The organism is Gordonia prachuapensis (assembly GCF_036350515.1).
GTDB lineage: Bacteria > Actinomycetota > Actinomycetes > Mycobacteriales > Mycobacteriaceae > Gordonia > Gordonia prachuapensis.
This window is the reverse complement of the sequence record NZ_JAZDUE010000001.1, coordinates 342,538-365,935: the sequence shown is the minus strand read 5'-3', so window position 1 is coordinate 365,935 and position 23,398 is coordinate 342,538. Positions and strand designations below refer to the sequence as shown.

Annotated in this window: 28 protein-coding genes; 11 read left to right on the top strand and 17 right to left on the bottom strand. The window is 67.7% G+C overall.

The annotated features are described in order from the left end of the window. Positions 1-162: 162 nt before the first annotated feature. A complete protein-coding gene (locus tag V1Y59_RS01605) occupies positions 163-417 on the top strand; it encodes a WhiB family transcriptional regulator (protein ID WP_005170735.1) in 255 nt (84 codons plus the stop codon). A 129-nt stretch (positions 418-546) separates the two neighbouring features. On the opposite strand, the gene V1Y59_RS01600 is transcribed toward V1Y59_RS01605, so the two are convergent. Both V1Y59_RS01600 and V1Y59_RS01595 read right to left on the bottom strand, forming a co-directional pair. Further along, positions 547-2,058: a sensor histidine kinase gene (locus tag V1Y59_RS01600; protein WP_330503073.1), complete on the bottom strand. Its 1,512-nt coding sequence runs from the start codon at positions 2,056-2,058 to the stop codon at positions 547-549. A gap of 82 nt (positions 2,059-2,140) precedes the next feature. After that, entirely contained in the window at positions 2,141-2,356 is a 216-nt protein-coding gene (locus V1Y59_RS01595) for a biotin/lipoyl-binding carrier protein (RefSeq protein WP_330432545.1), read from the bottom strand. Positions 2,357-2,443: 87 nt separating this feature from the next. On the opposite strand from V1Y59_RS01595, the gene V1Y59_RS23675 reads away from it, so the two are divergent. Further along, positions 2,444-2,518, top strand: a complete 75-nt coding sequence (locus V1Y59_RS23675; RefSeq protein WP_370452957.1) for a 50S ribosomal protein bL37 — start codon at positions 2,444-2,446, stop codon at positions 2,516-2,518. Positions 2,519-2,702: 184 nt separating this feature from the next. On the opposite strand, the gene rsrA is transcribed toward V1Y59_RS23675, so the two are convergent. Further along, the gene (gene rsrA, locus V1Y59_RS01590; protein WP_330503072.1) at positions 2,703-3,026 is read right to left on the bottom strand and encodes a mycothiol system anti-sigma-R factor; all 324 of its coding nucleotides are present in this window, start codon (positions 3,024-3,026) and stop codon (positions 2,703-2,705) included. Then, on the bottom strand, positions 3,023-3,904 hold the full coding sequence (locus V1Y59_RS01585; RefSeq protein ID WP_431309071.1) for a sigma-70 family RNA polymerase sigma factor: 882 nt from the start codon (positions 3,902-3,904) through the stop codon (positions 3,023-3,025). Before V1Y59_RS01585 ends, rsrA begins: the two co-directional genes overlap by 4 nt. 148 nt (positions 3,905-4,052) lie before the next feature. On the opposite strand from V1Y59_RS01585, the gene V1Y59_RS01580 reads away from it, so the two are divergent. Both V1Y59_RS01580 and V1Y59_RS01575 read left to right on the top strand, forming a co-directional pair. Next, a complete protein-coding gene (locus tag V1Y59_RS01580) occupies positions 4,053-4,547 on the top strand; it encodes an aminoacyl-tRNA deacylase (protein WP_330503071.1) in 495 nt (164 codons plus the stop codon). 64 nt (positions 4,548-4,611) lie between these two features. Continuing rightward, positions 4,612-5,418: an SOS response-associated peptidase gene (locus V1Y59_RS01575; RefSeq protein ID WP_330503070.1), complete on the top strand. Its 807-nt coding sequence runs from the start codon at positions 4,612-4,614 to the stop codon at positions 5,416-5,418. Between the two features lie 115 nt (positions 5,419-5,533). Here V1Y59_RS01575 and V1Y59_RS01570 read toward each other — a convergent pair whose 3' ends face one another. Then, positions 5,534-6,562: a zinc-binding alcohol dehydrogenase family protein gene (locus V1Y59_RS01570; protein ID WP_330503069.1), complete on the bottom strand. Its 1,029-nt coding sequence runs from the start codon at positions 6,560-6,562 to the stop codon at positions 5,534-5,536. A 37-nt stretch (positions 6,563-6,599) separates the two neighbouring features. After that, a complete protein-coding gene (locus tag V1Y59_RS01565; RefSeq protein WP_330503068.1) occupies positions 6,600-8,090 on the bottom strand; it encodes a flavin-containing monooxygenase in 1,491 nt (496 codons plus the stop codon). A 136-nt stretch (positions 8,091-8,226) separates the two neighbouring features. Here V1Y59_RS01565 and V1Y59_RS01560 point away from each other — a divergent pair, with 136 nt between their 5' ends. Continuing rightward, positions 8,227-8,649 (top strand): globin domain-containing protein, encoded by a 423-nt coding sequence (locus V1Y59_RS01560; RefSeq protein WP_330503067.1) that lies wholly within the window; start codon positions 8,227-8,229, stop codon positions 8,647-8,649. Positions 8,650-8,708: 59 nt separating this feature from the next. Further along, positions 8,709-9,953: an MFS transporter gene (locus V1Y59_RS01555; protein ID WP_330503066.1), complete on the top strand. Its 1,245-nt coding sequence runs from the start codon at positions 8,709-8,711 to the stop codon at positions 9,951-9,953. Here V1Y59_RS01555 and malQ read toward each other — a convergent pair. The 9 genes from malQ to V1Y59_RS01510 all read right to left on the bottom strand — a co-directional run bounded on the left by malQ (position 9,950) and on the right by V1Y59_RS01510 (position 17,293). After that, entirely contained in the window at positions 9,950-12,097 is a 2,148-nt protein-coding gene (gene malQ / locus V1Y59_RS01550) for a 4-alpha-glucanotransferase (RefSeq protein ID WP_330503065.1), read from the bottom strand. The two genes, V1Y59_RS01555 and malQ, sit on opposite strands and share 4 nt — an antisense overlap. 115 nt (positions 12,098-12,212) lie before the next feature. Beyond that, complete coding sequence (locus V1Y59_RS01545) at positions 12,213-13,592, bottom strand: FAD-binding oxidoreductase (protein ID WP_330503064.1); 1,380 nt, start codon at positions 13,590-13,592, stop codon at positions 12,213-12,215. Between the two features lie 51 nt (positions 13,593-13,643). Beyond that, complete coding sequence (locus V1Y59_RS01540) at positions 13,644-14,291, bottom strand: SDR family oxidoreductase (RefSeq protein WP_330503063.1); 648 nt, start codon at positions 14,289-14,291, stop codon at positions 13,644-13,646. 247 nt (positions 14,292-14,538) lie between these two features. Continuing rightward, the gene (locus V1Y59_RS01535; RefSeq protein ID WP_330503062.1) at positions 14,539-14,808 is read right to left on the bottom strand and encodes a GlsB/YeaQ/YmgE family stress response membrane protein; all 270 of its coding nucleotides are present in this window, start codon (positions 14,806-14,808) and stop codon (positions 14,539-14,541) included. 83 nt (positions 14,809-14,891) lie between these two features. Beyond that, positions 14,892-15,182, bottom strand: coding sequence for a hypothetical protein (locus V1Y59_RS01530; protein WP_330503061.1), 291 nt, complete (start codon positions 15,180-15,182; stop codon positions 14,892-14,894). A 41-nt stretch (positions 15,183-15,223) separates the two neighbouring features. Continuing rightward, on the bottom strand, positions 15,224-15,916 hold the full coding sequence (locus V1Y59_RS01525; RefSeq protein WP_330503060.1) for an LpqN/LpqT family lipoprotein: 693 nt from the start codon (positions 15,914-15,916) through the stop codon (positions 15,224-15,226). Positions 15,917-15,953: 37 nt separating this feature from the next. Continuing rightward, complete coding sequence (locus V1Y59_RS01520; RefSeq protein WP_330503059.1) at positions 15,954-16,463, bottom strand: O-acetyl-ADP-ribose deacetylase; 510 nt, start codon at positions 16,461-16,463, stop codon at positions 15,954-15,956. Positions 16,464-16,483: 20 nt separating this feature from the next. Next, positions 16,484-16,711 carry a hypothetical protein gene (locus tag V1Y59_RS01515; protein ID WP_330503058.1) on the bottom strand — a complete coding sequence of 76 codons (228 nt, stop codon included), beginning with the start codon at positions 16,709-16,711 and terminating at the stop codon, positions 16,484-16,486. Positions 16,712-16,780: 69 nt separating this feature from the next. After that, positions 16,781-17,293 (bottom strand): hypothetical protein, encoded by a 513-nt coding sequence (locus V1Y59_RS01510; RefSeq protein ID WP_330503057.1) that lies wholly within the window; start codon positions 17,291-17,293, stop codon positions 16,781-16,783. A gap of 98 nt (positions 17,294-17,391) precedes the next feature. Between V1Y59_RS01510 and V1Y59_RS01505 the strand changes: the two genes are divergently transcribed. Further along, positions 17,392-17,865: an NUDIX hydrolase gene (locus tag V1Y59_RS01505; protein WP_330503055.1), complete on the top strand. Its 474-nt coding sequence runs from the start codon at positions 17,392-17,394 to the stop codon at positions 17,863-17,865. 8 nt (positions 17,866-17,873) lie between these two features. On the opposite strand, the gene V1Y59_RS01500 is transcribed toward V1Y59_RS01505, so the two are convergent. Beyond that, entirely contained in the window at positions 17,874-18,404 is a 531-nt protein-coding gene (locus V1Y59_RS01500) for an SRPBCC family protein (protein ID WP_330503054.1), read from the bottom strand. Then, positions 18,401-18,790: an ArsR/SmtB family transcription factor gene (locus tag V1Y59_RS01495; protein WP_330503053.1), complete on the bottom strand. Its 390-nt coding sequence runs from the start codon at positions 18,788-18,790 to the stop codon at positions 18,401-18,403. Before V1Y59_RS01495 ends, V1Y59_RS01500 begins: the two co-directional genes overlap by 4 nt. Positions 18,791-18,897: 107 nt before the next feature. Here V1Y59_RS01495 and V1Y59_RS01490 point away from each other — a divergent pair, with 107 nt between their 5' ends. The 4 genes from V1Y59_RS01490 (at position 18,898) to acmB (ending at position 23,261) form a co-directional block, all read left to right on the top strand. Continuing rightward, complete coding sequence (locus V1Y59_RS01490; protein ID WP_330503052.1) at positions 18,898-19,839, top strand: NADP-dependent oxidoreductase; 942 nt, start codon at positions 18,898-18,900, stop codon at positions 19,837-19,839. 62 nt (positions 19,840-19,901) lie between these two features. Then, complete coding sequence (locus tag V1Y59_RS01485) at positions 19,902-20,735, top strand: aldo/keto reductase (protein ID WP_330503051.1); 834 nt, start codon at positions 19,902-19,904, stop codon at positions 20,733-20,735. 59 nt (positions 20,736-20,794) lie between these two features. Next, positions 20,795-21,970 (top strand): pyridoxal phosphate-dependent aminotransferase, encoded by a 1,176-nt coding sequence (locus V1Y59_RS01480; protein WP_330503050.1) that lies wholly within the window; start codon positions 20,795-20,797, stop codon positions 21,968-21,970. A gap of 67 nt (positions 21,971-22,037) precedes the next feature. Then, the gene (acmB, locus tag V1Y59_RS01475; RefSeq protein WP_330503049.1) at positions 22,038-23,261 is read left to right on the top strand and encodes a methyl acetate hydrolase AcmB; all 1,224 of its coding nucleotides are present in this window, start codon (positions 22,038-22,040) and stop codon (positions 23,259-23,261) included. Positions 23,262-23,398: the final 137 nt, after the last annotated feature.

Below are 23,398 nucleotides of genomic sequence, written 5' to 3'. Positions count from 1 at the left end.
CGTGTTAACGGAACACCATTGACTTCGCCTGGATTCGTGAAAGTATTCACAAGCAACAGTGCGGAAACATTCGGTGTGTCCGCGTGAACTATCGGTTACAGCCACAACAAACCAGACATTGGGAGTTGTCGAGTGGTGCGTCAAGCACCTGAAGGAGAAGGAATGGACTGGCGTCACAAAGCAATCTGTCGCGACGAAGACCCGGAACTGTTCTTCCCGGTGGGAACCAGTGGACCGGCCATCGCACAGATCGCTGATGCGAAGCTCGTCTGCGCCCGGTGCCCCGTCACGGCCGAATGCCTCTCGTGGGCCCTGGAGTCCGGTCAGGACGCAGGCGTCTGGGGAGGAATGAGCGAAGACGAGCGGCGCGCGCTCAAGCGACGCACCGCACGTACGCGGACGCGGAGCAGCGTCTGAGGGGTCCACAGCCCGAGTCGCCATAGCGACATCGAAGAGACCCGGCCCCGGCCGGGTCTCTTCGTCTGTGGGAGAGAATCTTCTGTCCGGCCGATGACCGGAGTCGTTGAGCCCGAACCCATCCGCCTCTCAGCGGAGCGGGATCTCCACGCTCACTTCGGTTCCCCGTCCACTCGGGCTCGCGCCCATGGTGAGCGTGCCGCCCAGCTCGATCGACACCAGCGTCTGGACGATCTGTAGCCCGAGGCGATCGGATGAGCCGACGTCGAATCCGTCCGGAAGTCCGGAACCGTTGTCGCGCACCGCGATCAGCAGTCGACGAACGTCCCGGTCGGCGACGATTTCGATCTGGGACTGCTCGGCCTCGTTGTCCGGGTCCGTCCCGTCGAATCCGTGCTCGATGGCATTCTGGATCAGCTCGGTGAGCACCATCACCAACGGCATCGCGAGTTCAGCCGACAACACACCCAGCCGATCACGATGCCGCACACCGACACTCGTGTCCCCGGACGCGACGTCCACCAGGATCGGCACCAGCCGATCGACCACCTCGTCGAGATCGACCTCCTCGTCCACGCTGCCGGAGAGCAGCTCATGGACGAGCGCGATCGACGCCACCCGTCGTACCGCCTCGGTGAGCGCCCCACGCGCCTCCGGGTTGGCGGTCCGACGTGCCTGCAACCGCAGCAGCGCCGACACCGACTGCAGATTGTTCTTGACGCGGTGGTGGATCTCGCGGATCGTGGCGTCCTTGCTGATCAGCGCCAGATCCCGGCGTTTCACCTCGGTCACGTCGCGGATCAGCACCACCGCACCCGTGCCGATCCCCCTCGGCCGCAACGGCACCGCGCGGATCAGGACCGTGGCGCGACGGGCATCCGCCTCCATCCGCATCCCGACATCCCGGTACGGCGTCGCCGGGGGCGCCGACACCCCCGCCGCCGCGTCGATGACCGTCGCCACGTCGTCGGACTCGAACGGATCGGTCAGCAATGCGGTGGTCACCTCCGACAACCGCGTGTGCGTGAGCTCGGCGGTCCACCCCATCCGGTGGAACGCGGACAGGGCGTTGGGACTCGCGTAGACCACGATGCCGTTCGCGTCGACGCGGACGAATCCGTCGCCCGCCCGTGGCGTCGACAGCCCTCGTGGATTGCCCTCCTGATGTGGGAACGTCCCGTCCGCGACCATCTGGCACAGGTCGTTCGCGGAGTCCTGGTAGGCCAGCTCCAACGGCGACGGCAACCGCGGATGGGTGAGGTCCACCGCGCGGGTGAGAACCGCGATGGGACCGTCGGCACCCGGGAATCCGACCGGGACCGCCTCCCGACGGATCGCGACCGACCCGAACCACTCCGGGTCCTCCTCGCGCAGGACCCGATCTGCGCGGTCGGCGCGGTCGAGCTGCGGATCGTCGGCAACCGAGCCCACCTCATCGCTGGGGAACACCGTCGACGCGGTGTTGGGCCGGCACTGGGCGACGGTCACCATGTCGCCGTTCTCGGTCCGCACCGACATCAGGAAGTCGGCGAAGGAGAGATCGGCGAGCAACTGCCACTCGGCGACCAGTCGCTGCAGGTGGGCGGCTGCCGCATCGGACAGCTTGGTGTGTTCGGCGAGGAGATCGGACAGTGTCGACATGGCCCGCGTTTAGCCACCACGGGCCGGGGTCGCGACGACCATCGCGGTGTGACCCACCGTCGGCCTGCTCATCGACGGTTTCCTACTCATAGACGGCGATGATGTCGCCTGCCTGGATGACGTCGCCCACCTTGACCCTCACCTCGGCCAGCGTCCCCGCATCCTCCGCGAGAACCGGGATCTCCATCTTCATCGACTCGAGCAGCACCAGGGTGTCGCCGACATCGACGTGCTGGCCGGCATCCGCGCGTACCTCGAGCACACTTGCCACGATCTCCGCGACGACATCTTCTGCCATGCCCATAACCTAGCCCATGGGCGATTGGGATCAGGGCCCGGCGACATGGGACAATCGACGACGCACATCGTATGAAGGAGGTCCGTCATGGGTAAGCGCGGACGCAAGAAGCGCGCACGCAAGAAGAACGCTGCCAACCACGGCAAGCGTCCGAACTCCTGAGTCGTCGACTCGGAGTAGCGCTCGTTGGGTGTCGACCCTTTCACGTCGACAGAACCCGAGAAAACGCCGAGAGCATCCACGTTGGGCTTGGAGAAGTGATTCTCTGAGCTGGGGTGGATGCTCTCGGCGTTTTCTCGGGTTCTGTCGACCGCCGTGGGGCGGGTTGGGGAGGTGACTCTCGGCGTCAGTCGGTGGGGCCGGACTCGCGGACGATCACGGTGCGACGGATCTCCACCCGCAGCCGCTCACGCAGCCCCTCGGGGGCGTGGTCGCCGCCACATTTGCGGTTGATCAGCGTCTTGAGCTGCTGCTCGATGCCGTAGTGCGCGAAGCACGACGGGCAGCTGTCGAGATGGCTCTGCAGCCGCGATCGTGCACCCGAATCGCACTCGTCGTCGAGGAGGAGCCAGACGTCTGCGAGCACCGCGGAGCAGTCGAGTTCGACGAACTCCGGGTCGTCTGCCGCGTCGTCCATCCGGGGGTCGTCGGAGCGGTGTGTGCTGCTCATCGCGCCACCCCGCTCTCCGACGCGCGGGCTGACCGGTTGAATCCGCGCTCACGCGCGACGTCGGCAAGGAGGTCGCGCAACTGTCGGCGTCCGCGGTGCAGACGCGACATGACGGTACCGATCGGGGTGTCCATGATCTCGGCGATCTCCTTGTACGGCAGCCCTTCGACGTCGGCGTAGTAGACCGCCATCCGGAAATCCTCGGGCAACTCCTGCAGAGCGTTCTTGATGTCGTCATCGGGCAGCGCCTCGAGCGCTTCGATCTCCGCCGAGCGCAGCCCTGTCGACGAGTGCTCGGCGGTGGCCGCGAGCTGCCAGTCGGTGATCTCCTCGGTGGGGTACTGCGCGGGCTGACGCTGCTTCTTGCGATACCCGTTGATGTAGGTGTTGGTCAGGATGCGGTAGAGCCACGCCTTGAGGTTCGTGCCCTCCCGGAACGAGGAGAACGCCGAGAACGCCTTGACGTAGGTCTCCTGCACCAGGTCCTCGGCATCGGCGGGATTGCGGGTCATCCGGAGCGCGGCGCCGTACATCTGGTCCAGCAACGGCAGCGCATCACGCTCGAACCGCTCCGTCAGCGCCTCCTGCGACTCACCCGGATCCGCGCGACGCGGGGCCTGTGACCCGGCCCCGGAGGCGGATGAGGAGGTGTCGTCGGCTGCGTCAGCGGGCGCCTGATCCTGCGACTCGGGTTCGACCACTACGATCCCTTCGGTGACGGCCTTGGCGGACGCCGATCCCGACGCTCGCAACACCCACGGGGTGTCGGTCAAGCTTACCGATGACGTGACGCCCGCGGGGCGGCGCCGGGACGGTTGCTGCGGGGAGGGGTGCTGGAGGACCGCCGAGGTGGGTTCGAGCAGACCGGTGTGACTCATCTGGCTGTTCGACCTTCCTTCCGAGTCGGGAAACGAGCAGGTGACGATAGGTGCGACGTCGACTACGGGCGTCGTCACATGGCTCAACAGCCGTCGCCCGACAAATGTTCCGGGTGAGAACGGACCGAACGGCAGAACGGAGATCCAGATGGGCGCGACCCCTGCGGTGACCGCGCTGGAGCGCGCGAAGATCGCCCACTCCGTACATCGCTATCCCCACGACAAGAACAGCAACGCCTACGGCGAAGAAGCCGTCGCCGCGCTCACCACGACACTCGCCGTCAGCGCCGATCAGGTGTTCAAGACACTCGTCATCGACCTCGGCGGACCGCTCGCCGTCGCCGTCGTGCCCGTGCCGCGACGGTTGTCGCTGAAAGCAGCCGCAGCAGCCCTGTCCGCCGTTGCCGGCGCGACCAAGGCCGCGATGGCCGACGAGAAGTCGGTCACCCGGTCCACGGGGTATGTCTTCGGTGGCGTCTCCCCCATCGGCCAGCGCACGCCGCTGCCGACGGTGGTGGACCGGTCCGCGCTGAACTGGCCGACGGTCTTCTGCAGCGCCGGGCGTCGGGGTCTGGAGGTGGAACTCGCGCCCGACGATCTGATCGCGGTCACCGAGGCCGTCGTCGCCGACATCGCGGTCTGACAGATCGCACCGCCACCACCCGCTCCCGGCACACCGTGTCGGTGCGGCGTGTCAGCATGGAAGCATGTGCGGCAGATATGCGGTGACCACCGACCCGGCGAAGCTCGCGGCCGAGATCGACGCGGTCAACGAGGTCCCCGTTCCGTTGGATCCCGCCGCGGACGACGCGTCCGGCGACACGAAGGCCGCAACCGATCAGGACGTCGGGCGCAGTGACACGCCCAGGTCTCCCGGGCCCAACTACAACGTGGCGCCGACAACGACCGTCATGACCGTCGTCCGTCGCCACGCACCGGACGATCCCGACGACGACCCGGCCCTGCGGATCCGCGCGATGCGGTGGGGACTGGTGCCGCCCTGGGCCAAGGAGGTCGGCAAGGGTCCGCTGCTGTTCAACGCGCGGGCGGAGAGCGCGGCGGAGAAGAGTTCGTTCCGGACGTCGGTGAAATCCAAACGCTGCCTCGTCCCGATGGACGGGTGGTACGAGTGGAAGAAGGGTCCGGCGGACGCCAAGGGCAAACCCACCAAGATCCCCTTCTTCATGTCACCGCACGACGGAACCCGGCTGTTCATGGCCGGGCTGTGGTCGGTCTGGCGTCCGAAGGACGCGCCGCGCGATGCGGCACCCCTGCTGAGCTGCTCCATCCTCACCACCGACGCGGTGGGCCACCTGCGCGACGTCCACGACCGGATGCCGTTGATCATGCCGTTCGACAGTTGGGGACCGTGGCTCGATCCGGATCACACGGCGCCCGACGCGCTGTTCGCGCCGCCGAGCGAGGCGGTTGCCGATGCGATCGACGTCCGCGAGGTGTCCCCGCTGGTGAACCGCGTCGCCAACAACGGCCCGGAGCTGCTCGAATCGGTGTGACCGTCGCGACCATGTCGATGTCCCCGGCGTTACGCGCACCCTCCGACCAGACGCGCGGGCAGCAACCTGAGCGTGTGGGTGGTGGCTGCGCGTTTGCGGAGCGGCGACAGCCAGTTCACTCCGGAACCAGCACCGCCGCCCCGTCGAACCGGCCGGCCTTCAGGTCGCGGAGCGCCTCGTCCGCCGATGCCAGCGGGTACGGGTGTGTCGTCGCCCGCACACCGAAACGGGCCGCCAGCGCCAGGAACTCGCGCCCGTCCTCGCGGGTGTTCGCCGTGACCGAGCGGATCTCTTTCTCGTAGAAGAGCTCTCGCTCATAGTTCAGCGGTCCGATGTCACTGAGGTGGATGCCGGCGATCGAGAGGATGCCGCCACGGTCCAGGGCCCGCATCGCGACCGGCACGAGTTCCCCGACCGGCGCGAACGTGATCGCGGCGTCGAGCGGTTCGGGAGGTGCGTCGTGCGATTCGCCGACCGACGCCGCGCCCAGCGAGCGGGCCAGCTCGCGGGAGCGCTCGCCCCGCGTCATCACGTGTACCTCGGCCCCCAACGCGATGGCGACCTGCGCACACAGGTGGGCGCTGCCGCCGAACCCGTAGAGGCCGAGTCGTTGCGGCACCGTGAACCCGAACTCTGCCGCGGGGTCGATCCGGCTCGCGCGTTTGAGGGCGCGGTAGCCGATGATGCCTGCACACAGCAACGGCGCGGCCGCGACGGTGTCGAGGTCGGCCGGCAGCCGGTAGGCGAACGAGGCCGGCACCGTCGTGTAGTCGGCGTAGCCGCCGTCGCGGTCCCACCCGGTGTAGGTCGATGCCGGACAGAGATTCTCGTCGCCGCGTCGGCAGTAGGCACAGGTTCCGTCGGTGTCGTGCAACCAGGCGACACCGACGCGGTCTCCCACGGCGAACCCGTCGACGAGCGGGCCGATGTCCGCGACCTCGCCGACAACCTCGTGCCCCGGGGTGACCCGTTCCCGATGCACGGGCAGATCCCCTTCGGCCACATGCAGGTCGGTCCGGCACACGCCGCAGGCGAGCACCCGCACGAGGACCTCACCCTCGGCCACAGTCGGCACGGCCTTCTCGACGAACTGTAGCGGTCCGTTCTCGATGGGTGCCGGGTCGGTCACCTCCCACGAACGCATGGGACCAGGGTATGGCCGATGCGCCGAACCTTTGGTCCTACTGGAACATGTAGTCGTCGAGCGGGAAGCGGTCCATCTCCCTCAGCGTCGAGAGCGTGGAACTGGGGCGGAGCAACGCCGCCTCACCGTGCTGGTTGAAGTAGTAACTGCGCGCAGAGGAGCAGTCCCCGTTGTAGAACACCGACGAGTCGAGCCGCTCGGTCACGCGATCCAGGAAGGCGTCGTTGGCCTCCTCGGACACCTCGAAGGTGTCGTCCCCGCGTCGCGCCAGTTCGCCGAACAGGCGTCGGATGTGCTTCATCTGCCCTTCGATCGTCGTGAAATACGACAGGCCGCTGTAGGAGTACGGGCTGTTCAGCGACAACAGGTTGGGGAAGCGCGGTACCGAGATGCCCTCGTAGGCCTGGAAACGGTTGTCCCTCCACCACTTCCCCAGGTCGCGGCCCTCGCGTCCGACGATCCGGAAGGCCGGAAAGTTCACCCCCCACAGATCGAAACCCGTGGCGAGGACGAGGACGTCGATCTCGATCCGCTCGCCCGCGACGGTCACGATGGCGTCCGGCTCGACATGGTCGATCGAGTCGGTCTGGAGGCTGACATGCGGATTGTTGAACGACCGCAGGTATGAGTTGGAGAACGTGGGGCGCTTGCACCCGAAGTCGTAGTCGGGCGTGAGCGCGTTACGTGTCCGACGATCCCGGACCTGCATGCGCAGGTGCGCCCGGGCGAGGAGTTCGGCGCCGCGATTACCGGCCTTGGCCTGTTTGAAATGCAGCACCCCGAACACCATCAGCGCCTCGAGTGCTGCCCTGTTCACCAGCCGAGCGGCGCGCTGGGTGACTGGCAGCCGCGCGAAGATCCGCTGCACGACAGTCGGAATCGGGAAGTCAACCTTGGGCACGACCCAGATCGGCGTCCGCTGAAAGACCGTCAGATGCCGTGCCTTGCGGGCGATCTCGGGAATGAGTTGCACGGCAGTCGCACCGGTGCCGACGATGGCGACACGCTCGGAGGTGAAGTCGTGACCGTCCTGCCATGCGGTGGTGTGGATGATGCGTCCACGAAACGACTCCATCCCGGCGAAGTCCGGGGTGTGGGGCTGGGAGAGGAATCCGGTGGCGGTCACCAGGTATCGGCAGGTTCGCTCGGCACCGTCGGCGGTGCTGACGTGCCAGACACGTTGTGTGTCATCCCATTCCGCCAGCGTGACGGTGGTACCGAACTCCATGTGGCGCTTCAGGTCGTAGCGGTCGGCGATGTGTTCGGCGTAGAGCTTGAGCTCTGCTCCCGGGGCGAACAGCCGCGACCAGTACGGGTTCGGCGCGAATGAGTACGAATAGGTCACCGACGCGATGTCGACGGCGAGACCCGGATAGTGGTTGACGTGCCACGTACCGCCCAGATCCTGCTCACGTTCGAGAATCGCGATGTTCTCGAATCCGAGTCGCTTGAACTCGATCCCGGCACCGAGGCCGCCGAAGCCGGCTCCGACGATCACCACGTCGTGGTCGGGCTGTCGCATTCTCATCGCTCCCCGCGTAGGCACACTTGAGTGTTACTGACAGACACGGTAATCGACGTGGGGGTTCCGGACCAGCCCCTGTCGACACCGTTTGTGCCGCGCCGGTAATGGTCCGGTAACAGCAGGTCACGAGCATCGTCTGATGGACAAGAACCTCCTCGAACACAGCCTCGCCCTGGTCGACCTGCCCGACGACGGTCTCACCGTCCGCTTCTACGAGATCCTGTTCGACCGCCACCCCGAGGTCCGGCCCATGTTCGCGCGCGGCATCCGGCAGCAGGCCACCATGCTGCGCACCGCCGTCATCGCGGTGGTCGATCACGTCGAGGATGCCGAGTGGCTGCAGTCGACACTCGGCACGCTCGGTCGGCGCCACGCCGAGTTGGGGGTCACCGAGCCGATGTACGGCGCGGTGGCCGAGTGCATGATCGCCGCGATGTCGGAGATCGGTGGACCGCGGTGGACCACGGAGATGACGGCCGCGTGGTCCGAGGCGTTGACCGCCGTCGCATCATTGATGCTCGCCGCCTATCCCACCGCCGACGACGCGTCCGGCGCGGCCTGAGCTGACCTTCCTGCGACGGCACCGGGAATAGCACCGCCGCCCCGGACGCTGGCAGAGACATGCCATCGACCGGGAGCCGCGCACAGACGTCCGTCGACAACCGTCGGCGCCCATCGACCGGGCGGTCGTTCGCCTCGGCGGTACTCGCGTTCGCGGTGGTCATGCTCGGCACGACACTTCCCACCCCGCTGTACGCGATCTACTCGACGGAACTCGGTTTCGGTGTCGCGACCACCACGGTGATCTTCGCGATCTACGCGGCGGGCGTGATCTTCGCGCTCATCGTGTTCGGCCGCTGGTCCGACGTCGTCGGCCGCCGGCCACTCCTTCTCGCCGGCGCACTGCTGTCCGCGGCGAGCGCGGTGGTCTTCATCACCGCGGGACCGGTGTGGCAGCTGATGGTCGGGCGGGTGCTCTCGGGACTGTCCGCGGGCATCTACGCCGGCGCCGCAACCGCTGCGGTGATCGAACTGGCGCCACCGAAGTGGCGTGGCCGTGCCCCCGCGATCGCGACCGCCGCCAACATCGGCGGCCTCGGGCTGGGCCCGCTGATCGCCGGGTTGCTCGCGCAGTTCGCCCCCGCACCACTGCATCTGGTGTTCGCGATCAACCTCGCGATCCTGGTGCCCGTCCTCGTCGGGATCTGGTTCATCAGCGAACCCGTCGACGTCGCGGCGGGCGCACGACTGTCGGTACAACGGCTCTCGGTCCCCACCGAGGTGCGCGGTGTGTTCGTGCGTGCGGCGATCGCGGCATTCGCCGGCTTCGCCGTGATGGGCACGTTCACCGGGGTGGTGCCCTCGTTCGTGTCGCACGTCCTCGGCATCGACAGTCATGCCGTCGCCGGAATTCTCGTCGCGGTCCTGTTCCTGTCGTCGGCGCTCACCCAGATAGCGGGCCGGTCCCAACCGACGGAACGGTCACTGGTGGTGGGGTGCGCGATCCTCGTCGTCGGGATGGTCGTGGTGATCGCCGGACTGCTCGCCGAGTCGCTGCCCATCCTGATCGCCGGTGCGGTGGTCAGCGGTATCGGTCAGGGGCTGTCGTTCAGCAAGGGCCTGGCCGCGGTGGTCGCCGCCAGTCCATCGAACCGTCGCGCCGAGGTGACCTCCACGTACTTCGTGGTCGCCTACGTGGCCATCTCGGTTCCGATCGTCGGTCTGGGCTTCGCCTCGACCCAGTGGGGCCTGCGGACATCCGGCGTCGTCTTCATGGTCGCGGTCGGCGTGCTGGCCCTGATAGCGCTGGCACTCACCGTGCTCGCGGTCCGGTCGGAGCGGCGCCAGGAGCGGTCAGGGCACTAGTTCGACCCGACGCCCTGTTCGACGAGGGCGGCCACCAGGCTCGCGAACCGCGCGTTGGACGCCAGGTCCTCGACCAGCACCACCTCGCCGTTCTCGTCGGCGAGCGGGATGCACCAATTGGGGTACTGCGACGAATCGGTCCCGGGCTGGTTCTGGATACGCCGCTCCCCGACTGCGTCGACGAGTGCCACCCCCAGCAGGACCGACGGTGTCTGCGCGATCAACCGGTAGAGCGCTTCGACGGTGGTCTGATCGGTCAGCGGCGCGTCGGCGGCGAGCAGGCCGCGACGTCGCGCGAGTTCCAGAATGGCGTCGCGGTCCTTCTCGTCGCGGGCTCGCTCGGCCTCCTCGCCGGTCTCCAGCAGACCGAGGCGTGACCGCAGCTCGATGTGATCGCCGGCCAGATAGCCCAGCGTGGGCGGCAGGTCGTGGGTCGTCACCGACGTCAGACACAGCTGGCGGTATTCCTCCGGCGGCACCGGGGCGTCGGGCCCGTGCTCGAACCAGAGGATCGAGGTGCCCAGAATGCCACGCTGCGTCAGGGCCTCCTGCACGTGGCGTTCGAAGACGCCGAGATCCTCACCGATGACCACGGCGCCGGCCCGCTGCGCCTCCAGCGCCAAGATGCCGATCAGGGCGTCGTGGTCGTACTGCACATAGGTGCCGTGCGCCGGGCTCTTGCCGTCGGGAATCCACCACAACCGGAAGAGTCCCAGGATGTGGTCGACCCGGAGGCCCCCCGCGTGACGCAGCACGGTGCGCAGCATGTCCCGGTAGGGCTCGTAGCCGACTTCGGCGAGTCGTCGCGGGTCCCACGGGGGTTGATCCCAGTTCTGTCCCTGCTGATTGAAGCCGTCGGGTGGGGCGCCGACGGTCGCGCCCCGGGCGAGGACGTCACCGAGCATCCACACGTCTGCGCTGTGCCGGGCCACGCCGACGGCGAGGTCGGCGACGATCCCGATACGCATCCCTGCCGACAACGCCGCGCGCTGCGCCGCGGCAAGCTGTTGATCGCAGATCCACTGCAACCACATGAAGAAGTCGACCCGGTCGGCGAGCTCCTTGCGTTTGGCCTTGACGAACTCCCGGTCCTGCAACCGGGTCGCCCACTTGGGACTGTCGGCCCCGTAGTGCTCGGCGAGGGCGCACCAGGTGGCGAACCTACGCAGACCTTTGCCCTCGCGTCGGCGGAACGCCCGGAAGTCGAAGTCGCGTTGCTCGGAGCGCGGCTGCCGGTAGATCACCTCGAGCGCGCTCATCTTCGCGCGGAATGACTTGTTGCGCTTGATCTTCTCGGTCCTGAGGTTCTCGTCGAAGAACTCCCGCTCCATCGCCTTGAGCTGTTTGCGCACCCGCTTGTCCAGTTCCGCGACCTCCGGGATGTCTCCGACCCGGATGTAGAGCGGGTTCACGAACCGGCGGGTCACGGGCAGGTAGGGAGACTGCTCGATGGGCGGTGTCGGCTGTGCGGCGTGCAGCGGATTGACCTGGACGAAGTCCGCACCGTGGCTGCTCGCCGCGGCTTCACAGATCCCGGCGAGGTCGGCGAAGTCGCCGACGCCCCACGATGTGGACGAGCGCACCGAGTACAGCTGCACGGCCAGGCCCCACCTCCGCTTGCCGAGGAGATCGTCCGCGGTGGACAGGCGTCGTGGGGTGACGATGAGCGGACGGTCGGCGGTCATCTCGGAGACCGGGTCGAAGGCGTGTACCCGGTGGTAGCCCGGGGCGAGGTCGGCGGGGATCTCGAAGGTCGCGCGCCCCAGGAGCACGCCGTCGACCTCGCGCGGGTCCACCCATTCGTCGACCTGCTCCGGCGCGACGGTGTCGCCGTTCTCCGTGACAATCCAGACGTGCACCGGATTCCAGTGCGGGACATGGACGATGAACCGCGCTGTGGCCGCCTCGACCGCGACCGTCACGTTGGGCAGCATCATGCGCCACGGCTCGTCGTCGAGGACGGCGTGCGCCGCCGCGATCTGCTCGGGCGTGTTGGCAGACACCCCGAGAGACCCGAGGACCGCGACGATGGTCTCCGAACTCACCTCGTGGTCGAGTTCGTCCCAGCCCACGTACCGGTCGGCGACGCCACAGCGTCGCGCCAATGCCACCAGGTTTCCGCGCGCCCCATCGTCGGTCGTCACGGATGAATCGTCTCAGGATTCCGCCGGTTGCGCGCGACACGAGCCGGCATGAACCAGGCGTGGTCCACCGATCCGGGGTTCTGTCGGCGCGATCCGGGGTTCCGTCGGCGAGGCGTCAGCCGAACAACACGCCCGGGTTGAACCGTCCGTCGGGGTCGAGGGCGGACTTGATCGCGCGCATCGCGGCCAGGTCGACCTCGCTGCGACCCAGTCCGGTCCAGGGCACCTTCGCGCGACCGATCCCGTGTTCGGCGCTGATGCTGCCACCGTTGGCGGCGACGATCCCGAACACCCGGCCGGTCAACTCCTCGACCCGATCCTCGGGCACATCGAGCAGATTGACGTGGATGTTGCCGTCACCGACGTGCCCGAACAGGATCGGCCGACACGGATGGTCGACCAGGCCGGCGACCGCCCCGAGTTCGGCCAACGCCTCGGGGAGCGCGCGGATGGGCACGGACACATCAAGTTTCACCACAGGGGTGACCGACGACCGCGAGATGGCCTCGGTGTGCTGCTCACGCGACGCCCACAGGTCTCGGGCCGGGCCGGGTTCGAGGACACCGTCGACCACGTCGGCCTCGTCGAGCACACCGACGACGACCTCTTCGATGTCGCCGGTGCCGGAGACCTCGATGAGGGTGTAGAAGGGTGCGGTCGCCGCGACGGGACGCCGCACCCCGTGGTCGTGCACGAGATCGAGGCCGGCCTCGGTCATGATCTCGGCGGCCTCCACGGTCAGGCCGCGCTCGGTCATCGTGTCCAGAAGCGTGAAGATGTCCTCGACGTGGCGCACCGCGGCCACCGTCACCACCGTCTCGGCGGGTGCTGTGACCAGACGGAACAGCACCCGGGTGATCACCGCGAGCGTGCCCTCGCTGCCGGCGAGCAGACCGGGCAGGTCATACCCCACGTTGTCCTTCACCAGCGAAGTCCAGCGCCGCAGCACCCGACCGTCGGCGAGCACCGCCTCGATCCCGAGCACCTGACGACGTGTGTTGCCGTGCCGGATCATCCGCACCCCGCCGGCGTTGGTCGCGACCACACCTCCGGCCGTCGCCGATTCCCGGGAGGCCAGGTCGACGGGAAACGCCAACCCGCATTCGCCTGCGGCACGGTCGATCTGGTCGATGGTGGCACCGGCCTGCACGCCCACACACCGGCCGACGGTGTCGACCTCGTCGATGTCGACCATGCGCGAGGTGCTCAGCACGACCAGCTTGGCAGACCCGTCGGAAGCCGCCGGCGGGACCGATCCGCCCACCAAACCCGTGTTGCCACCCTGCAGCCACAGGGTGGCCCCGGCGTCGGCGCACGCCGAGACGATCGCGGACACCTCGTCGGTGGTGCGCGGACGGACCACCGCATCCGCCGTCCCGGTCCAGCGCCCGGTCCAGTCGGTCAGATACCCGGCCATCGCGTCGGCGTCCGTGAGCACATGGCCGTCGGTGACGACGGAACGCAGCCTCGTCAGCAGCGCGTCGGAACCGGTCATCGTTCGATTGTCGGCGACTTCCGGCCGATTCTCACGTCAGCGGGACCGGCCTCACGACAGGGCGTCGCCGATGGGGGTGTCGCCGTCGTTGAATTCGATCCGCTTGCCCGTCGTCGCGGGGTCGGCGAGTACGGCGGCGGCGACCAGCGCCACATTGTCTCGGCTCACCTGATCGCCGGCCTCCCGGTCGCCGCCCACGGCGATCTGGCCGGTCCCGGGCTCGTCGGTGAGTGCACTGGGCCCGAGGATCGTCCACTGCAGACCCGAATCCACCAGATGGGAATCGGCGGCCGACTTCGCCTCGGCGTAGGTGAAGAAGGAGTTGTCCTCGGGCACACCGTGATCTGGCCGCGCCCCGAAGTACGACACCATCACGTACCGGTTCGCTCCCGCGGACGCGGCGGCATCCATCGAACGGATCGCCGCATCGCGATCGACCGCCATGGTGCGCTTGGGGTCGCCGCCCCCGGCTCCGGCGGACCAGACGACCGCGTCATGATCGGCCAGCACCGAGGCGATCTGCGCGGTGTCGAGGTTCTCGACATCTGCCACCACCGGGTCGGCCCCGGTGGCCTCGACGTCGTCGTGGTGTGCCGGGTTGCGGATGATGGCGGAGACCTTGTCACCGCGGTCGGACAGGATCTTCGCCAGTCGCAGAGCGATCTTGCCGTGTCCGCCGATGATCGCGACTCGTGCCATTGCCGACTCCTCTCGTCTGGTTCCTTCCCGACCAACGTACCCGCCGGCGCGGGACCGAAACCCCGGCCGACGGATACGCCTGTGGAGCTAGTGTCCCGCGCCGGAAATTCGTTGATGAGTTCGGCGGTCCAGGTGGATGCATCGCGAGGCGGCGGAGGAGCAGGTACTGGATGTACCTGCGACGACGCCAACGAAGCGAGGCGCCGCCTGGACGTCGAAATCATCAACGAATTTCCGGTGCGGGACACTAGACCTTGGTTCGACCGCGGACGAGGCCGACGATCCACAACAGCAGGCACGCTCCCGCGATGCAGGTGACGAAGCTGAAGATCAACCCACCACCTTCGACGTCGACGCCGAAGATGCTCAGCAGGAATCCGCCGAGCAACCCGCCCACGATGCCGACCACGATGTTGAGCAGGATTCCCTGCTGCGCGTTGGTCTTCATGATCATGCTGGCCACCCAACCGGCCAGCCCGCCGATGATGATCCATCCGATGATTCCCAGTCCGAGCATGAGCGCCTCCCGTTGTCGACGTTGCGGCGCTCCCCGTCTCGCCCAGGTCGACGAACGCGCCCACCATCGACGCTACGCGCCCGCTACTCGTGGAACTCGTTCTTCGGCAGACGCGGACGGGCCCCCGCCGGACGCCTACGGCCGGGGACGTGCAGTGTCCAGCGCGCCGGGGCCACGGTGAAGTCCATCCATCGACCCTCGCCGAGCCACAGCGACCAGAGGTCCTCGTCGGGGAAGTCGCCCATCCGCACGAAGATCTGTTGGCCGTCGGCGTGGGCGGTCAGCCAGCCCTGATCGTCCGGGTCGTCGGCGAACGACGCCGTGGCCGCCAGGACGCCCTCGAGATCGTCCACCCGCGCATCGCGTCGGACCATGAGACTCCCCCAGTTGTCGAAGTGATCGGTTGTCGACTACGTCAGTCGTCGAAGCGGACGGATCCGACCACGGCTGCGATCGCTCGGCGAAACGCCGCGCCTTCGCGGGCGGGTGCGGTTCCGGTGGCGTGCAACAGATATGCGACGTTGCCGCGACGGTACGCCGCGTACCTGATCGCGCAGAACCAGGTCGCGTCGTCGCCGATGTAGGTGCCCGCCTGCATCGACGAACCCTCGGTCCGGAATCCCGGCTGGGTTCGGGTCGCATCGCTCTCGTCCCAGGCGGGCAGCGCTCGTGCCTCCACGAACGCATGGTCGAGGAGATCGGACACGACCACGCCGTGGTCGACCAGGAAGCGGGTCAGCACGACGGCGACGGTGCCGTCGTGACCGCGCCCGGCGAGGAACAGCCGCAGGTAGCCGGGAGCCGTGACGCTGCTCCAGGTTTCGGCGTCGATGTCGACGAGGATCTCGCCGGGGATGGTCTCGTGGTCGGTGACGCGGCCGGCCGAGATCGCCATCTGCGCCAGCCGGTCCAGGATCGGCGTCTCGGCCACATCCGACCGGCGTGGATCGGGTACGCCCGGGTTCGCGCCGACCCGATGGCCGGAGGCGAGAGAAGTCAGAGGCGGGGCGAACCGCGGAGGCCGGAGGGCGGTGGGTTCGACGCGGACAGATTCGGAATGATCCGACGCCATGCACAGGTGGGTCGCGTCCCCCCGGTTCTCGGCCACGACCAGAGGATAGTCGCGGATCCCCGGGAAGTGGTGATCAGCCGAGCAGGCGGCGTGTGATCTCCGCGATGGTGTCCGAAAACGCCACGAGCGTAATGGATTCGACAGTCGAATCCGCTTCTTTGACAGCGCGAACCTGCTGGGCGACGGCGTCGTCGAGGGGCCATCCGTAGGCGCCGCCGGAGATCAGCGGGAAGGCTATCGACGCCGCACCGAGCGCGTTCGCCAAGCGCAGGCAGCGCGTGTAGCAGTCCCGCAGGGTCGGTGACCGGTCCTCACTCGATGAGTACACCGGTCCGACTGTGTGGATCACCCACCGCGCGGCGAGGTCGCCGGCGGTGGTGGCGACGGCCGCACCCGGTTCGAGCCCGGACGGCAGCGACGTCTCGCGCAGCAGTCGGCAGTCGCGGAGAATGGCCGGTCCGCCGGCGCGGTGGATCGCACCGTCCACACCGCCACCGCCCAGCAGCGATGAGTTCGCCGCGTTCACGATGGCGTCGGCTCGGACCGCCGTGATGTCGCCGACGGTGAGATCGATGTCGACCATCAGTTACGCCGGTCGTCCGTTCAGAACGTCGCAGGCGGGTTCGGGTTCGAGTTCTTGGCCGACCTCGACTTGTAGAGCGCGTAGCCGCCGTAGATCGCGAGGCCGAACACCGCGATCCAGAAGAGGCCCTTGAGCAGCGGGCCCACCATGGCCAGCGCGAGTAGCACCACCGCGATGACGCCGAGCACCTTCCAGAAGTTCATGCCGCTGTTGTTGGTTGTCCCGTTGGGATTCGTTGATGTTGTCATGTCTCCACTGTGATGGTTCGGGCGTCGGAAATCATCAGTCAGCCGTCGAAATCGGGGAAAGTTCAGGGGTCACCCTGACCGTCGGCGATCTGCCGACGTGGCCCGTGGCAGCCTGGCCGGTCGCTGGTAGTGGCAGCCCAGTTCCTCCGGGGTGACGAAACGACAACGGTCGCGGAACCAGGTGACGACGATCTCGGCGATCCGCCGACGCGACCGGCTCATCAGGAATCCGTGCGTGCAGTCGTCGAAAATGTCCTCGTAGAACCACCGGTCGAGCGAGGACCGCCACACCGTGTCGGAGGTCAGCAGTGGCGGCGCCATCAGTGTCGTCGACAACCGCACCAGGTACGTTCTCGCCCCGAGTACCTGGATCTGCGCGCAGTCGACGTCGGCTCCGTCATCGACGGGGATCCCCGAGGGACCGATATCGAGCACCGCGGACCGCGGCATCACCCCCATCGAGTCGACCAGCCACCGATCCATGCCCACCCAGTCGACCGACGGCCGGCGACCGCGCGCCGGGCCGCATCCCGGCCGCTCATGCCGGTGTTCGGGGTGATGATCGGGCTGATGCTCGGTCATGGGCGACACCTCCTGTGACGGGAACCGTGTCAGTGAAGCACCCGCCACCGACAAGGTCGGTTCTGCGGGCCGTACACCGCGCGGGCAGGATGGACGCCGTGCCGATTCCCGATTTCATCCGCGACCTCCGCAGCCACGTCGGCCACCGCCCGCTGTGGCTGTCGGGCGTCAGCGCCGTCATCCTCGACGAGGCCGGACGCATCCTGCTGACCCGGCGCGCCGACACCCGCGAATGGGCGGTGGTGTCGGGGGTGCTCGAGCCCGGGGAGGAACCCGCTCGCGCGATCGTCCGCGAGATCACCGAGGAGACCGGGGTCCGCGCCGAGGTGGTGCGGCTGACAAGTGTCGACGTCACCCCGATGATCACCTATCCCAACGGTGATCAGACGCAGTACCTCGACGTCTGCTTCCTCGCGCGGCACCTCGAGGGCGATCCGCACCCGGCCGACGACGAGAACACCGCCGTCGAATGGTTCGCGCCCGAGAACCTGCCGTCCGACCTCGCCGCCACATCCCGGCTCCGCATCGACAAGGCCCTGCGCGACGAGCCCACCGCCTGGTTTCGCCCCTGACGCGCGGTTCAGGACGACGTGGCCGCGTCGATGATCGCCCGCTGGATGCGGAGGTAGTACTCCCGCTGCGTCGGGTAATAGTCGTCGAAATCAATTGTCGCCGGGTCGGTTCCGTCCATCGTCGCGGTCAACCGATCCAGGTAGTACTCCCAGCCCGGCCCGGTGTTCTCGATCGTCGCCGGATCGTTGACGATCTCGGCGAGGGTCAGCGTCGTGATCCCCCGAGCCTCCGCCAGTTCCACGACCAGGTCCCAGGTGCCGAAATCGTCGGTGGTGTGGATCTGGAGGATCCGTGGTGGCTCACACCGTCGGATGTCGTAGCGCACCGGGACCATGTTGTCCTCGCCCTCGGCGTTCATCGTGAACTGGACGTGGCCTTCCTGTGGATCGCCGCTGTAGAACCCGATCCAGCGGGCGAGCCGATCGGATTCCGTCACCGCGGCCCAGACGTCCTCGATCGAGGCGCGATACGTGCGGGTGAACTCCACGGAGTCGCCTTCGGGTCGAAGCCGACGGCGGCCGGTGGGGATGGTGGTCATGCTGTTTCCTCCTCGTGGTCGGCGCGCGCGGAGCGGCGTTCACGCCTGGTCCTGTACACCTCTGTGTCGAGTGCGTCGAGCATGCTCGGGCCGACAGGTGCGCGCCGGACGAGGTCCGCTTCGTGATCGGCCAGCGACGCGACGAATTCGCTCACCTCGTCCAACGGTGCCGTCTCGAGGCGATAGTGGCGTTCCCGCCCCGACTCGGCCACCTGCACCAGCCCGGCCTCTCCCAGCACCCGGAGGTGTCGGGACACCGCCGGCCGGGAGATCGGGTGGTTGTCGGCGAGTTCCCGTTGGATGTCGACGACCCGTCGTGGGCCGCCGACGAGCATCCCCAGGATCTGTCGTCGCACCGGATCGGCGATCGCATCGAAGGTCGACACCCCTGAATGGTAACCTATGGGTTACCAATTGTCTCGGGTTCGTCGCCATGACCAGCGCGTCCGCGAGCCTCGGAATACTGAGCCGGGACGCGGACCTTGAACCGGGCATGGCCCACACAATCGTCGCGACCGGCTACGGCCCGCCCACCGAGGTCCTGGAACTGAAGGAGACAGAGCCGACGCTTCCCAGCCCCGGGCATGTGATCGTCGAGACGAAGGCGATCGGTGTGAACCCCGCCGACGCCAAGATCGTCCGCGGACAGATGGGTGGGGACGAGTCGAAACTGCCGCTCCCGATCGGCTTCGAGGCTGCCGGGGTGATCGCAGCGGTCGGCGACGGCGCGGTGACCCCCGACGGCACCCTCGGTGTCGGGGACCGGGTGATCGTCTATCGAGCACACGGCGCCTACACCGACCGACTGCAGGCCGACCTCACCGCCGTCCACCGCATCCCCGACGAGCTCGAGTTCGAGCATGCCGCCGGCCTGCTGCTGGTGGGCGTCACCGCCGCCGACACCGTGCAGACCGCGGGCGTCGACGCCGACGACGTCGTACTGATCCACGGCGGCTCGGGCGCGGTCGGTGTCATCGCGATCCAGCTGGCCCGCGCGCGGGGCGCGACCGTGATCGCGACGGCCGGCCCACGCAACCACGATCATCTCCGAGCTCTCGGGGCGATCCCGGTGGCCTACGGCGATGGACTGCTCGACCGAGTCCGGGACGTCGCGCCGGGGCCGATCACGTCGGTCATCGACACCGCCGGCGGCGACGAGGCGATCGACACCTCGCTGGAACTCGTCGACAACCCGGGCAAGATCGTGAGCATCGCCGCGTTCGGTCACTCCTCCGACGGCATCGTTCTGCTCAACGGCAGCACACCGGAGAGCCGTCGTCACCGTGCCGAAGCGGTCGACGGCCTGATCGCCGATGCCGCCACCGGCGCACTGGTCACCGAGGTGGCCAAGACCTTCCCGCTCGCGGCCGCGGCCGTCGCGCTCACCGAGCTCGAAACCAGCCATCCCCGAGGCAAATTCGTTCTCGTGCCCTGAGACCAACGGGCACGATCGCACAGCACGATTCCGCTCGATTCACGAGGAAAGGTGACAGCACCATGTCTGTACCCACGATCACCCTGAACAACGGCGTCGAGATCCCGCAGCTCGGCTTCGGCGTCTTCCAGATCCCGCCGGAGGACACGAAGGCCGCCACATTGACGGCTCTCGAGGTGGGCTACCGCCACATCGACACCGCCGAGATGTACGGCAACGAGAAGGAAGTCGGTCAGGCGGTCGCCGAATCCGGCATCCCACGCGACCAGATCTTCATCACCAGCAAGCTCAACAACGGTTTCCACGCGCACGACGACGCACTGCGCGCCACCGACCAGACGCTGGCCGACCTCGGCGTCGACGCGGTCGACCTGTTCCTCATCCACTGGCCGCTGCCCGGCATCGACGTCGACTACGTCGAGACGTGGCGGGCGATGGAGAAGATCCACGCCGAGGGCAAGGCCCGGGCGATCGGCGTCTCCAACTTCCAGCGAGCACATCTCGAGCGTTTGTTCGCCGAGACCGACGTGGTGCCCGCCGTCAATCAGATCGAGGTGCATCCGTATCTCACGCAGAATGCGTTGCGCGCATTCAACTCCGAGCACGGCATCGCGACCGAGGCGTGGTCGCCGATCGCGCAGGGCGATGTGCTCGACGATCCCGTCCTGGCCAAGATCGCCGGTGAGAAGGGGCGCACGCCCGCCCAGGTGACCCTGCGGTGGCATCTGCAGCGCGGCGACATCGTCTTCCCGAAGTCGGTGACCCGGGCTCGTGTCGAGGAGAACTTCGCCCTGTTCGACTTCGAGCTGTCGCCGGAGGACATGGCGGCCATCGACGGTATGAACAAGGATCGCCGCCGCGGCCCGGATCCGGACGAGTTCAACTACATTCCGTGACGTACATTCCGTGACCCCTCGGCGCGGTGGGCAGATCCTCATGGGTGAACAATGACGCCATGAGGTTCTCCCAGCGCGCCGAGGCGGTCACCCCCTTCTATGCGATGGAGTTCGGCAAGCGGGCGGCCGCACTCGAGGCGGCGGGCCATCATGTGGTCAAGCTCAGCATCGGCGAACCCGACTTCGGTGCCCCACCGGCCTTCCTCGCCGCCGTTCGCGATCTGACCGACGGCCGGCCGCTCACCTACACCGCCGCGCTCGGGCTGCCCGAACTACGTTCGGCGATAGCCGATTTCTACTCCCGTCACTTCGACTGCGAGGTGGACGCCGGTCGCGTCGTGGTGACGTCGGGCGCGTCCGCCGCGCTCCTGCTGAGCTGCGCCGCCCTGATCGATCCCGGCGACGAGGTCCTCGTCGCCGACCCGTCGTATCCGTGCAACCGGCGCTTCGCCGAGAGCTACGGTGCCCGCGTCCGCCTGATCCCCACCACCGCCGCGTCGCGTTTTCAGCTCACCACCGACCTGGTGGCGGACGCGTGGGCACCCGACACTCGGGGTGTCATGGTCGCGACACCATCGAACCCGACCGGCACATCCGTCCCGCACGCCGAGCTGCAACGGCTGTGTGCCGACGTGCGCGAGCGTGGCGGCTGGCGCATCGTCGACGAGATCTACCTCGGCCTCGCCGACGACGTCGACGGTCACGGCCCGCGCAGCATCCTCTCCGCGGACCCGGGCGCGATCGTGATCAACAGCTTCTCCAAGTACTTCGGCATGACGGGATGGCGACTGGGGTGGTGCATCGTGCCCGACGAAATGGTGGCCGTCATGGAACGCCTGGCCCAGAACTTCTACATCTGCCCACCGACGCCCGCCCAGCATGCGGCACTCGAGTGCTTCACCGAGGAATCCCTGGCCCTCACCGAGGCCCGCCGCGAACAGTTCCGAATCCGACGCGACCTCGTCGTCGACGGGCTCGCACGCATCGGTCTGTCGGTACCCGTGCAACCGGATGGGGCGTTCTACGTCTACATCGACGTCGCGTCGACCGGATTGACGTCTGCCGAGTTCTGCGATCGAGCGCTCGCCGAGGCACATGTCTCACTCACGCCGGGAAAGGACTTCGGCCATCACACGGCCGACGACCACATCCGACTGTCGTACGCGGCGTCGACGGACGAGCTGACCGAGGGCATCCGTCGGCTCGGCGAGTTCGTGCAGTCAATGCGTGCCTGACGGGGCAGGATCGACGGTCCGCCTAGACTGCGGGCACACGCCAGCGACGTCGAGGAGGATGCCGGCGATGAGGAGCACGCGCACGGTGGACGCGGCGGGAATCGTCGCGGCCACCGAGTCAGCAGTCGAGTCCGCGACGAGCGGGCCTTCCCGGGTTCCCGGTGTCGTCGCAGGTGTCACCTCTGAGGACGCACTGCTGTCACTGTCGGCTGCGGGCGTCCGAGCCGTCGACAGCCCCGACTCCATGACCACCGACGCGATGACCACCGACACCGTGTTCGCGTTGTTCTCGACCACGAAGGCGATCACCGCAACCGTCGCGCTCCAGCTGGTCGAGGACGGCCGGCTCGACCTCGACGCCCCCGCCGCCGAGTACGCGCCGCGACTTCGTCGGGTGTCGGTCATCGAAGGATTCGACCACGCCGGGAATCCGCAGCTGCGCGCACCTTCCACGCCCATCACGACACGACAATTGCTCACGCACACAGCCGGTTTCGGATACGACTTCTTCAACGAGACCTATCGCAGACTCACCCGCGACCACGGCGTGCCCGGTGTCATCAGCGCGACCCGCGAATCGCTCGCCACTCCGCTGCTGTTCGATCCCGGCACCGCATGGGAGTACGGCAGCAACGTCGACTGGGCGGGACTCGTCGTGGAGGGCATCACCGGCCAACGGCTCGGTGACGTCATGTCCGAGCGGGTGTTCTCACCGCTCGGCATGTCCGACACCTCGTTCACACTGACCGGCGACACGGCCGGGCGCCGGGCCGTGATGCATCACCGCACGGCGGACGGCGGTCTGCGGCCGAACCGGAAGTGGGCCATGCCGGCCGAACCAGAGCTCCACATGGGCGGCCAGGGCCTGTATTCGACGGTGCGCGACTACCTGGCATTCATCCGGATGTGGCTCAACGACGGCCTCTCCGATTCCGGCGACCAGCTGCTGAGGCCGGAAACGATCGCCGCCGCCGAACGCAACCACATCGGCGACCTGCGGGTGCGCAGGCTGCCCGGCGTACTCCCCGCGGTCACCCACGACGCCGAGTTCTTCCCCGGCGTGTCCAAGACCTGGGGGCTGAGCTCCATGCGCCTCGAGGAACCCGCCCCCACCGGCCGGCCGGCCGGCACCCTCGGTTGGGGCGGGCTGGCCAACCTCTACTACTGGATCGACCGACGCAACCGGATCGGCGGATTCTGGGCGGCACAGTTGTTCCCGTTCTTCGATCCGGCTGCGATCGCCGCCTACCTGGATTTCGAGAGTTCGGTGTACGACCTCACCGAGGCCTGACGCGCTCCTGACCTGCCACGATCACGGCAGATCGCGCCTCATCGTCGACGATGCGACGTATGTGCACCCACCGCGTCCAGCGCTGGCGACCCAGAAAAATGTGCCCGCTGTCTCACACTGAGACGGGTATGACCTGA

Coding starts and splice junctions, on each gene's coding strand:
- V1Y59_RS01605 (WP_005170735.1), top strand. CDS start 163: ATGGACTGGCGTCACAAAGCAATCTGTCGCGACGAAGACCCGGAACTG.
- V1Y59_RS01600 (WP_330503073.1), bottom strand. CDS start 2,058: ATGTCGACACTGTCCGATCTCCTCGCCGAACACACCAAGCTGTCCGAT.
- V1Y59_RS01595 (WP_330432545.1), bottom strand. CDS start 2,356: ATGGCAGAAGATGTCGTCGCGGAGATCGTGGCAAGTGTGCTCGAGGTA.
- rsrA (WP_330503072.1), bottom strand. CDS start 3,026: ATGAGCAGCACACACCGCTCCGACGACCCCCGGATGGACGACGCGGCA.
- V1Y59_RS01585 (WP_431309071.1), bottom strand. CDS start 3,904: ATGAGTCACACCGGTCTGCTCGAACCCACCTCGGCGGTCCTCCAGCAC.
- V1Y59_RS01580 (WP_330503071.1), top strand. CDS start 4,053: ATGGGCGCGACCCCTGCGGTGACCGCGCTGGAGCGCGCGAAGATCGCC.
- V1Y59_RS01575 (WP_330503070.1), top strand. CDS start 4,612: ATGTGCGGCAGATATGCGGTGACCACCGACCCGGCGAAGCTCGCGGCC.
- V1Y59_RS01570 (WP_330503069.1), bottom strand. CDS start 6,562: ATGCGTTCGTGGGAGGTGACCGACCCGGCACCCATCGAGAACGGACCG.
- V1Y59_RS01565 (WP_330503068.1), bottom strand. CDS start 8,090: ATGAGAATGCGACAGCCCGACCACGACGTGGTGATCGTCGGAGCCGGC.
- V1Y59_RS01560 (WP_330503067.1), top strand. CDS start 8,227: ATGGACAAGAACCTCCTCGAACACAGCCTCGCCCTGGTCGACCTGCCC.
- V1Y59_RS01555 (WP_330503066.1), top strand. CDS start 8,709: ATGCCATCGACCGGGAGCCGCGCACAGACGTCCGTCGACAACCGTCGG.
- V1Y59_RS01545 (WP_330503064.1), bottom strand. CDS start 13,592: ATGACCGGTTCCGACGCGCTGCTGACGAGGCTGCGTTCCGTCGTCACC.
- V1Y59_RS01540 (WP_330503063.1), bottom strand. CDS start 14,291: ATGGCACGAGTCGCGATCATCGGCGGACACGGCAAGATCGCTCTGCGA.
- V1Y59_RS01535 (WP_330503062.1), bottom strand. CDS start 14,808: ATGCTCGGACTGGGAATCATCGGATGGATCATCATCGGCGGGCTGGCC.
- V1Y59_RS01530 (WP_330503061.1), bottom strand. CDS start 15,182: ATGGTCCGACGCGATGCGCGGGTGGACGATCTCGAGGGCGTCCTGGCG.
- V1Y59_RS01520 (WP_330503059.1), bottom strand. CDS start 16,463: ATGGTCGACATCGATCTCACCGTCGGCGACATCACGGCGGTCCGAGCC.
- V1Y59_RS01515 (WP_330503058.1), bottom strand. CDS start 16,711: ATGACAACATCAACGAATCCCAACGGGACAACCAACAACAGCGGCATG.
- V1Y59_RS01510 (WP_330503057.1), bottom strand. CDS start 17,293: ATGACCGAGCATCAGCCCGATCATCACCCCGAACACCGGCATGAGCGG.
- V1Y59_RS01500 (WP_330503054.1), bottom strand. CDS start 18,404: ATGACCACCATCCCCACCGGCCGCCGTCGGCTTCGACCCGAAGGCGAC.
- V1Y59_RS01490 (WP_330503052.1), top strand. CDS start 18,898: ATGGCCCACACAATCGTCGCGACCGGCTACGGCCCGCCCACCGAGGTC.
- V1Y59_RS01485 (WP_330503051.1), top strand. CDS start 19,902: ATGTCTGTACCCACGATCACCCTGAACAACGGCGTCGAGATCCCGCAG.
- V1Y59_RS01480 (WP_330503050.1), top strand. CDS start 20,795: ATGAGGTTCTCCCAGCGCGCCGAGGCGGTCACCCCCTTCTATGCGATG.
- acmB (WP_330503049.1), top strand. CDS start 22,038: ATGAGGAGCACGCGCACGGTGGACGCGGCGGGAATCGTCGCGGCCACC.